Below are 8,567 nucleotides of genomic sequence, written 5' to 3'. Positions count from 1 at the left end.
TGGGGGAATACAGTTATTTCAGGAAGATGGGTGTTGAAGGATTAGTTGCCGGGTTGCAGTTATTTTGGGTGATATCCGTGATATCTGGTCCAATGCGCAAATTTAACTGCATATTTGGAGTTAATTGGCCTGATATTCCTTGAATCGTCCGAATTAACTGTACAGGTGCAACTATTTAGCCCGGGTATTGTCAGGCGAAGGAAAGAGTACTACCGTGACTCGGTGGTGAACTTGCATCTGCTGCGTTCAAATGGTGTATGATATGAAACAAAGTACTCGTATTTTGCCTTTCGTTAAAAACTTTGGGTCATCCCGCGTATCGATTCTTTTGAAAACTACGTTTATACCGGTGAGTAAAGAATTAATTTACTCCAGGTTGGTCAACGACTGATCGTGACGTGAGGGCATAAAACTGGGATGGATAAGCGGGGAAGGCGAGATCTTACACTACAGATGGAGGTGTTCCGGATGCCCATGGCAGCTAAAGAGCGGGATCTGCGGAAAACCGTGCGTACTCGGCCCCACTCAGAAAGGGGCAACTTTCGAACATGGGTGCAATTGCATAATACGGAGCTACGTAATTATTGCCGATCTTTAGCCGGCTCCGCATGGGAAGGCGACGACTTAGCGCAGGATACGTGGCTCAAGATTTGGTCGGCGACGCTAGGTAAAGGAGACGACGTTCAAATCACACGAACGTACTTGTATCGTACGGCCCAGCATGCTTGGATTGACCGTAATCGGAGAAAGCGGCTTAAGGCGGACTCGCTTCCCGTGGATGAGCTTCTGCAAGCGCCGGGACAGATCGATTCTGCTGACGTGTGGGCCGCGATGGAGACGTTGGTCTCCGAGCTATCACCCCTTCAACGAACCGCGCTGCTGCTGATGGATATTTTACAGTACACGGCTGTTGAAGCTGCACAATTAATTCAATCGACGGAAGGGGCCGTAAAAGCCGCCTTGCACAGAGCGAGAGTCCGGTTGCGAAAGGCAGTGGAGGATTCCGGAGGGGGAGAAAAAAACACCTCAGGTGAAGTTCCCTTCATGAAGGAAGACACTTCTCCAGAAGGTCGGTATGACGTAATAGTTCTTGCGTATCTGGATGCGGTCCGCCGAGAAGATGCCGCTGCGCTTGCGCTGCTGTATAACGACGTCCGGCCTCAGGATGTGGTTCCGGTCTTAACACTCCAATCGTATCGTCGCAACTCTCTGCAGAGCAGATCAGGTTCTCCAGCCTCCGACCCGGTACAGAGCCGTCACATGTTCATGTCCTTCGGTCTCGCCGCCTGATTCTAAGGAGGGTAAGCTCATGAGTTCAGTAATTCCTTATGTTATCGAACAAACCGGACGGGGTGAACGATCGTATGACATTTATTCGCGTTTGCTGAAGGATCGGATTGTGTTCCTCGGTTCGGCGATTGACGATCAGGTCGCCAATAGTATTACCGCGCAAATGCTGTTCTTGGCAGCGGAGGATCCGGAGAAGGATATTTACTTCTATATCAACAGTCCGGGCGGCTCGACGTCAGCAGGGTTTGCCATTTACGATACGATGCAATATGTGAAGCCGGACGTGCAAACAATCTGCTCCGGGATGGCGGCGTCTTTTGCCGCGATACTGTTATTGGCCGGGGCTAAAGGGAAACGCTTTGCCTTGCCCAACAGCGAAATCATGATTCATCAGCCGCATGGAGGCGCGCAGGGGCAAGCCAGCGATATTGCGATTAGTGCCAAACGGATCCTGGGGATCCGGGAACGTCTCAACGCCATTGCGGCGGAGTGCACTGGGCAACCGCTGGAGCGAATTGAAAAGGATATGGATCGGGATTATTTCATGAGCGCAGACGAAGCTCGCGAGTACGGAATCATCGACCAGGTCATTACCCACGACAAGCGGTAACGAAGCGATGGATTTGGAATGAAAGGACGGAGAAGGGTGAAAGCGGCCCTCCGTCCTTTTTCTTTTTACAGAATCAAAACAGGGGGAATGGGGCAGGATTAGCATCAGAATCCATGATGAAACCGAACCAATGTACGCGTCAAATAGACACTCGTATTTACTGGGCGGCCGACTGTTTTTTTGCCTGCGGTTGTCCTTGACAGCCTAGGGGGGCTTTGCTAAGATGGGAACAATATATTTTCGTAAGTGCCTATTCTGTCTTGATATATAAGGGTTATGTCTTCTAAGGGATTACAGCGGTAGTCGTTTTTTTTATACCCGGATTTCAGGAAAGGGCCCATCAAAACAACAAATCGAAGGAGGATTCATCACGGTGTGGGAAAGTAAATTTGACAAGGAAGGCTTAACGTTTGACGATGTGCTTCTGGTTCCCCGTAAATCGGAGGTCTTGCCGAAAGAGGTGGATGTGTCCACTCGGCTCAGCGACAAGGTAAAGCTGAATATTCCGCTCATGAGCGCAGGAATGGATACGGTCACGGAATCGGCACTCGCCATCGCGATCGCACGGGAAGGCGGCATCGGAATCATTCATAAGAATATGCCGATTGAACAGCAAGCCGAAGAGGTCGACCGAGTGAAACGTTCCGAGAGCGGCGTTATTACAAATCCTTTCTCGTTGACTCCGGATCATCTCGTGTCCGACGCGGAGCAGGTCATGGGCAAATTCCGGATTTCCGGCGTGCCAATCGTGAATGAGGAGCATAAGCTGGTGGGGATTCTGACGAACCGCGATTTGCGTTTCGTTCATGATTACAGCATCAAGATTAGCGACGTCATGACGCGCGATGACTTAATTACCGCACCGGTAGGAACTTCTTTGCAGGAAGCCGAAGTCATTTTGCAAAAACATAAAATCGAGAAACTCCCACTGGTAGATGAACACAATACATTAAAGGGCCTAATTACGATCAAGGATATCGAAAAAGCGATTCAATTCCCTAACGCAGCCAAGGATGCGCAGGGACGCTTGCTCGTAGGTGCTGCCGTAGGAATCTCCAAGGATACCTTTGACCGGACTGACGCGCTGGTGAAAGCCGGTGTTGACGTGATTACGGTGGATTCGGCGCATGGTCATCATATCAATATTATTGAAGCGGTAGCCGAGCTTCGTAAACGGTATCCGGATCTAACGATTATCGCAGGCAACGTGGCTACGGGCGAAGCGACGAGAGCCTTGATCGAAGCGGGAGCTTCCGTGGTGAAGGTCGGGATCGGACCCGGATCGATCTGTACGACTCGCGTGATCGCCGGCATCGGCGTGCCGCAGGTTACGGCGGTGTACGATTGTGCGACGGTAGCTCGTGAATACGGGATTCCGATCATCGCGGACGGCGGTATCAAGTACTCCGGCGAGATTACGAAATCAATCGCGGCCGGTGCACATGCCGTGATGTTGGGTAGCTTGTTTGCCGGTACGGAAGAAAGCCCAGGCGATTCGGAAATCTACCAAGGCCGCCGGTATAAAGTGTACAGAGGCATGGGTTCGTTAGGCGCGATGAAGCAAGGCAGTAAAGACCGTTACTTCCAAGACGACGACAAGAAGCTGGTACCGGAAGGGATCGAAGGCCGTGTAGCTTATAAAGGGCCGATCTCCGATACGATTCATCAGTTGATTGGCGGGTTGCGTTCCGGGATGGGATATTGCGGTACGAAGTCGTTGGATGAGCTTCGGAACGATACGCAGTTTATCCGCATCACAGGCGCCGGCTTGCGCGAAAGCCATCCACATGATGTGCAAATCACCAAAGAGGCTCCAAACTACTCGCTGTAAGAGGTACTATTAAAAAAAGGGCTCACCATAATTTTCCACCGCAGGCAGGGCGTTTTCCGTCCTGCTTGTCTTTTTTTGCGGGTACCCCTGTGATAGAATAGATAAAGCAAATGAAAGAATATGAGGGGAGCTTTAAGGCATTGAAACACAAACAACCACAACGTAAATCGACAACCAAACGGCGTTTCCTGCGCAAAAGCGTAGCTTCTGTACTCCTTCTAAATCTACTATGTTTCTCTCTAGCACCGGTGATGGCGCTGGCGGAGGGAGAACAAACGGAATCTACTTCTACTGAATCTACGACAACCGAAACGACGACAGTGCAAACAACGGCCACCTCGATTCCTTCTGTGAATTCTTTAGGTTTGGAGGTTAGTTCCGCAATCCTGCTGGAACCCGTCTCTGGCCAAATTCTATTAAATGTGAACGGAGATCAACCGTTGCCTCCGGCTAGCATGACCAAAATGATGACGGAGTATATTGTGGCTGAGCTGGTGAAGCAAGGGAAGTTCAGTTGGGACGACGTGGTGACGGTAGGGAAAAATGCCGCCCAAACGATCGGTTCGCGGATTTTTCTGGCCGAAGGAGACCAACATACCATAGAAGAACTTTATACGGCGATGGCGATCGCCTCTGCCAATGATGCTACAGTTGCTCTGGCGGAGCATGTTGCCGGGTCCGAGCAAGCTTTTGTAAAAATGATGAATGACGAAGCGAAGCGGATGGGAATGAACACGGCTCATTTCGCGAATTCCACTGGTTTGGATATCGCTGATATGCCGGAAGGATTCCGGCCGGCCGACGGGCAAGAAACCGTCATGTCAGCGCTCGATGCGGCGATTTTGGCGAAATATATTGTAACGGACCACCCAGACTTTACCCGCTTTACGACTATTCAAAGCAAGAAGTTCCGCGAGCGTGATACTTCGCCAATGGTCAACCTGAACTGGATGCTGGAAGCGAACAAAGAAGTAACCAACTTTAAGCAGTTTGCATATGAAGGCCTGGATGGTCTCAAGACGGGACACACCTCCAATGCCGGCAACTGCTTTACCGGTACTGCGGAGCGGAACGGGATGCGTTTGATCAGCGTAGTTATGGGTACGGCTTCGGATAAAGCCCGTTTTGTGGAAACCCGAAAAGTCCTGGACTTCGGCTTCAATAACTTTGAAACGAAACAAATCGTACCACCGAAGACAACGGTAGCGGGGACGGAGACCGTGACGGTGAAGAAAGCAAAAAACACGGAGATTCCGGTCGTAACGGATCAAGCGGTTAGCTTCGTCGTGCCGAAAGGCGCGGACACTAGTGCGGTACAACCTACTGTAACGCTGGCCGATGAGGGCACGTTGACTGCGCCGCTGAAGCAGGGGACGAAGGTCGGAACCGTAACCTACTCGTTTAAGGCTCCAGGCATGGACCAAACGCTTGAGAAGACGGTGAACCTGATCACGGCGGAGGATGCGGAGAAAGCCGGCTGGTTTAAGCTAATGATGCGGGCAATCGGTGAATTCTTCAGCGATCTGTTTAATGGCATCAAAAATCTTTTCTAAGCGTCCTTTCATATCCGAGTAAACGGGTTGTGTATTTGTACTGGATCTTGTAAAATATTTAGTTAGATTATTATCGGGAGGATTGGACATGGAAACAGGAACATCGCGTGTAAAAAGAGGTATGGCTGAGATGCAAAAAGGCGGCGTCATTATGGACGTCATGAATGCCGAACAAGCCAAGATTGCCGAAGCGGCTGGAGCAACCGCCGTTATGGCATTGGAACGTGTGCCTTCCGATATCCGGGCGGCTGGCGGCGTAGCCCGCATGGCGGATCCGACAATCGTCGAAGAAGTGATGAAGGTTGTCTCCATCCCGGTGATGGCGAAAGCGCGTATTGGTCATTACGTGGAAGCGAAAGTTCTGGAATCGCTTGGGGTAGACTATTTGGACGAGAGTGAAGTGCTGACTCCAGCGGATGAAGTGTTCCATATCGATAAACGGGATTTCACCGTGCCGTTCGTGTGCGGCGCGAAGGATCTGGGCGAAGCGCTTCGCCGCATCAGTGAAGGCGCATCGATGATCCGGACGAAAGGTGAACCGGGAACGGGTAACATTGTGGAAGCGGTGCGTCACATGCGTTTGATCAACAGCCAAATCCGCAAGGTGCAGAACATGTCTAAGGATGAGCTGTATGCCGAAGCGAAAAATCTTGGCGTAGCGTACGACTTGCTTCTCGAAGTTCACGAGAACGGCAAGCTGCCAGTCGTTAACTTCGCAGCTGGCGGCGTAGCAACGCCGGCGGATGCTGCTTTGATGATGCATTTGGGTGCGGACGGGGTGTTTGTCGGCTCTGGTATCTTCAAATCGGATAGCCCCGAGAAATTCGCCCGTGCGATCGTCGAAGCGACGACGCATTACACGGATTACAAATTGATTGCCGAAGTATCCAAGAACTTGGGTGCGCCGATGAAAGGGATCGAAATCTCCAAGTTGTCCGCGGCAGAGCGGATGTCGGATCGCGGTTGGTAATCGTCGATTCACGAAGTTATCGAAGGTATTAAAGGCAATTCACCCACCCCGGCCGTCTTATGACGATGGCCGGGGTACATCATAGTACCTTTATAGAGAAAGAAGGTTTGTCATGAGAGTAGGGGTGTTGGCGCTGCAAGGCGCGGTTGCGGAGCATATCCGCAGCTTGGAGAAGACCGGCGTTGAGGTGGTAACTGTGAAGCACGCCGAACAGCTTGCTGAGCTGGATGGACTGATCATCCCCGGCGGCGAAAGCACGACGATCGGCAAACTGATGCGTAAATACGACTTTATGGAAGCGATTCGTGACTTTTCTGGACAAGGTAAACCGGTATTTGGGACCTGTGCAGGATTGATCGTGATGGCTAAGGAGATCGAGGGCGGCGAGGAAGCTCATCTCGGACTGATGGATATCAAGGTGTCGCGTAATGCGTTTGGACGTCAGCGCGAAAGCTTCGAAACTGATCTGGACGTGAAGGGACTTGAGGTTCCGCTGCGGGCGGTATTTATTCGCGCTCCGCTGATCACGGGGGTTGGAGAAGGAGTCGAGGTGTTGTCGACCTATAAGGATGAAATCGTGACGGCACGTCAGGGGCATTTGCTCGTATCGTCGTTCCATCCGGAATTGACCGATGACTTCTCATTACATACTTATTTTGTAGAGATGATCAAGCAAACCAAGCAGCCGTAAGCAGGCCTTGACTCCTTTGCGGGTTAAGGTTTTATCTGTTTTACGGCGTTTTGAACTTCCGATAGCAGCCTTTCCGTCCGCGGGTCTCCCCAGATGAAGGTCGGCAGGTCTGTGCGGGATCATTCTAGGAGGGACTATTCATGTTAGATGTGAAAATCATGCGAAACGAATATGCGCGCGTTGAGGAAGCGCTGAAGAATCGGGGGAAATCGCTGGAGCTCATCTCCGGTTTTGCACCGCTGGATGAGAAACGTCGGGTGCTGCTTCAAGAGAGCGAAGCGCTCAAGAACCGCCGGAACACCGTTTCCGCAGAAGTTGCACAACGCAAGAAAAACAAGGAAAACGCCGACGAGTTGATCGTGGAAATGCGCGAAGTCGGAGATCGCATCAAGGAGCTGGACGAAGAGGTTCGGGCGCTTGAGGTGAAGATTGACGAGCTGATGCTCTCCATTCCGAATATCCCTCATGCGAGCGTACCGGTAGGCGCTTCGGAAGTAGAGAACGTCGAAGTTCGCCGTTGGAGCGAGCCGCGGAAATTTGAGTTTACACCGAAAGCGCATTGGGACATTGCTGCTGACTTGGGGATCCTGGATTTTGAGGCTGCAGCGAAGGTTACGGGATCAAGATTCACGTTCTATAAAGGCATGGGAGCTCGTCTTGAACGCGCGCTCATTAACTTTATGATGGATCTGCACAGCAACGAGCATGGCTACGAGGAAATGCTGCCGCCTTACATCGTAAACCGCGACAGCTTATACGGTACCGGTCAGCTTCCCAAGTTCGAAGAGGATCTGTTCAAGCTCTCCGGAGCCAGCGAATACTATTTGATTCCAACGGCTGAGGTTCCGGTGACTAACTATCATCGGGATGAAATCCTGAATGCGGAAGACTTGCCGCGTAATTATGTCGCTTATAGTTCCTGTTTTCGTTCAGAGGCCGGTGCAGCGGGCCGCGATACCCGTGGCTTGATTCGGCAGCACCAGTTCAACAAGGTGGAAATGATCAAGATTGTCCATCCGGACTCCTCTTATGAGGAGCTGGAGAAGATGACGTCTAACGCTGAGCGCGTGCTTCAGCTGTTAAACCTGCCTTATCGTGTGCTCTCGCTCTGTACGGGCGATATGGGCTTCACCGCAGCCAAAACGTACGACCTGGAGGTATGGTTGCCGGAGAGTGGTCTATACCGCGAAATTTCCTCTTGCTCCAACGTCGAGGACTTCCAGGCTCGCCGGGCGAATATTCGATTCCGTCCGGAGCCAAAGGCGAAACCGGAGTTCGTGCATACGCTAAACGGCTCGGGGCTGGCGGTTGGACGCACCGTGGCTGCGATCCTGGAGAATTACCAGCAGGAAGACGGCAGCGTGGAGGTTCCGGAGGCGCTGCGCCCTTATATGGGTAATTTGCAGAAGATTACCAAGCGTAATTAACTTGCGCGACAGCAAGCGATATGGTAGAATCTGATTTGTTACGCTAAATCGGATTCACCTTTGGAGAGGTACCGAAGCGGTCATAACGGGGCGGTCTTGAAAACCGTTAGGGTGCAAGCCCACGTGGGTTCGAATCCCACCCTCTCCGCCATACGAGAATATTAAACCGATTCCTGAAAAGGAGTCGGTTTTTTG

At 51.6% G+C, this 8,567-nt stretch carries 7 protein-coding genes and 1 tRNA gene; all 8 read left to right on the top strand.

All coding sequences use genetic code 11. From position 1 onward, the window contains the following. The first annotated feature begins 468 nt into the window (after positions 1–468). Positions 469–1,290, top strand: coding sequence for an RNA polymerase sigma factor (locus tag M0651_RS23745; RefSeq protein WP_248554140.1), 822 nt, complete (start codon positions 469–471; stop codon positions 1,288–1,290). 19 nt (positions 1,291–1,309) lie between these two features. Beyond that, the gene (clpP, locus tag M0651_RS23740; protein ID WP_248554139.1) at positions 1,310–1,900 is read left to right on the top strand and encodes an ATP-dependent Clp endopeptidase proteolytic subunit ClpP; all 591 of its coding nucleotides are present in this window, start codon (positions 1,310–1,312) and stop codon (positions 1,898–1,900) included. A gap of 373 nt (positions 1,901–2,273) precedes the next feature. After that, the gene (guaB, locus tag M0651_RS23735; protein ID WP_248554138.1) at positions 2,274–3,731 is read left to right on the top strand and encodes an IMP dehydrogenase; all 1,458 of its coding nucleotides are present in this window, start codon (positions 2,274–2,276) and stop codon (positions 3,729–3,731) included. A 110-nt stretch (positions 3,732–3,841) separates the two neighbouring features. Beyond that, positions 3,842–5,284 carry a D-alanyl-D-alanine carboxypeptidase family protein gene (locus tag M0651_RS23730; protein ID WP_372491047.1) on the top strand — a complete coding sequence of 481 codons (1,443 nt, stop codon included), beginning with the start codon at positions 3,842–3,844 and terminating at the stop codon, positions 5,282–5,284. Between the two features lie 88 nt (positions 5,285–5,372). Then, the gene (gene pdxS / locus M0651_RS23725) at positions 5,373–6,254 is read left to right on the top strand and encodes a pyridoxal 5'-phosphate synthase lyase subunit PdxS (protein ID WP_248554136.1); all 882 of its coding nucleotides are present in this window, start codon (positions 5,373–5,375) and stop codon (positions 6,252–6,254) included. A gap of 112 nt (positions 6,255–6,366) precedes the next feature. After that, a complete protein-coding gene (gene pdxT, locus M0651_RS23720; protein ID WP_248554135.1) occupies positions 6,367–6,945 on the top strand; it encodes a pyridoxal 5'-phosphate synthase glutaminase subunit PdxT in 579 nt (192 codons plus the stop codon). A 140-nt stretch (positions 6,946–7,085) separates the two neighbouring features. Continuing rightward, positions 7,086–8,372 carry a serine--tRNA ligase gene (gene serS / locus M0651_RS23715; protein ID WP_248554134.1) on the top strand — a complete coding sequence of 429 codons (1,287 nt, stop codon included), beginning with the start codon at positions 7,086–7,088 and terminating at the stop codon, positions 8,370–8,372. 62 nt (positions 8,373–8,434) lie between these two features. Then, a tRNA-Ser gene (locus M0651_RS23710) sits at positions 8,435–8,523 on the top strand. The last annotated feature ends 44 nt before the right edge of the window (positions 8,524–8,567 follow it).

The sequence above is a fragment of the Paenibacillus mellifer genome, from assembly GCF_023195895.1.
Classification (GTDB): Bacteria; Bacillota; Bacilli; order Paenibacillales; family Paenibacillaceae; genus Fontibacillus; species Fontibacillus mellifer.
The sequence above is the reverse complement of the archived record's forward strand: the minus strand, read 5'-3'. Positions and strand labels throughout refer to the sequence as shown.

Excerpts from the sequence above, each read along its gene's own strand:
- M0651_RS23745 (WP_248554140.1), top strand. The coding sequence starts at position 469 with ATGCCCATGGCAGCTAAAGAGCGGGATCTGCGGAAAACCGTGCGTACT.
- clpP (WP_248554139.1), top strand. The coding sequence starts at position 1,310 with ATGAGTTCAGTAATTCCTTATGTTATCGAACAAACCGGACGGGGTGAA.
- pdxS (WP_248554136.1), top strand. The coding sequence starts at position 5,373 with ATGGAAACAGGAACATCGCGTGTAAAAAGAGGTATGGCTGAGATGCAA.
- serS (WP_248554134.1), top strand. The coding sequence starts at position 7,086 with ATGTTAGATGTGAAAATCATGCGAAACGAATATGCGCGCGTTGAGGAA.
- M0651_RS23730 (WP_372491047.1), top strand. The coding sequence starts at position 3,842 with ATGAAAGAATATGAGGGGAGCTTTAAGGCATTGAAACACAAACAACCA.
- pdxT (WP_248554135.1), top strand. The coding sequence starts at position 6,367 with ATGAGAGTAGGGGTGTTGGCGCTGCAAGGCGCGGTTGCGGAGCATATC.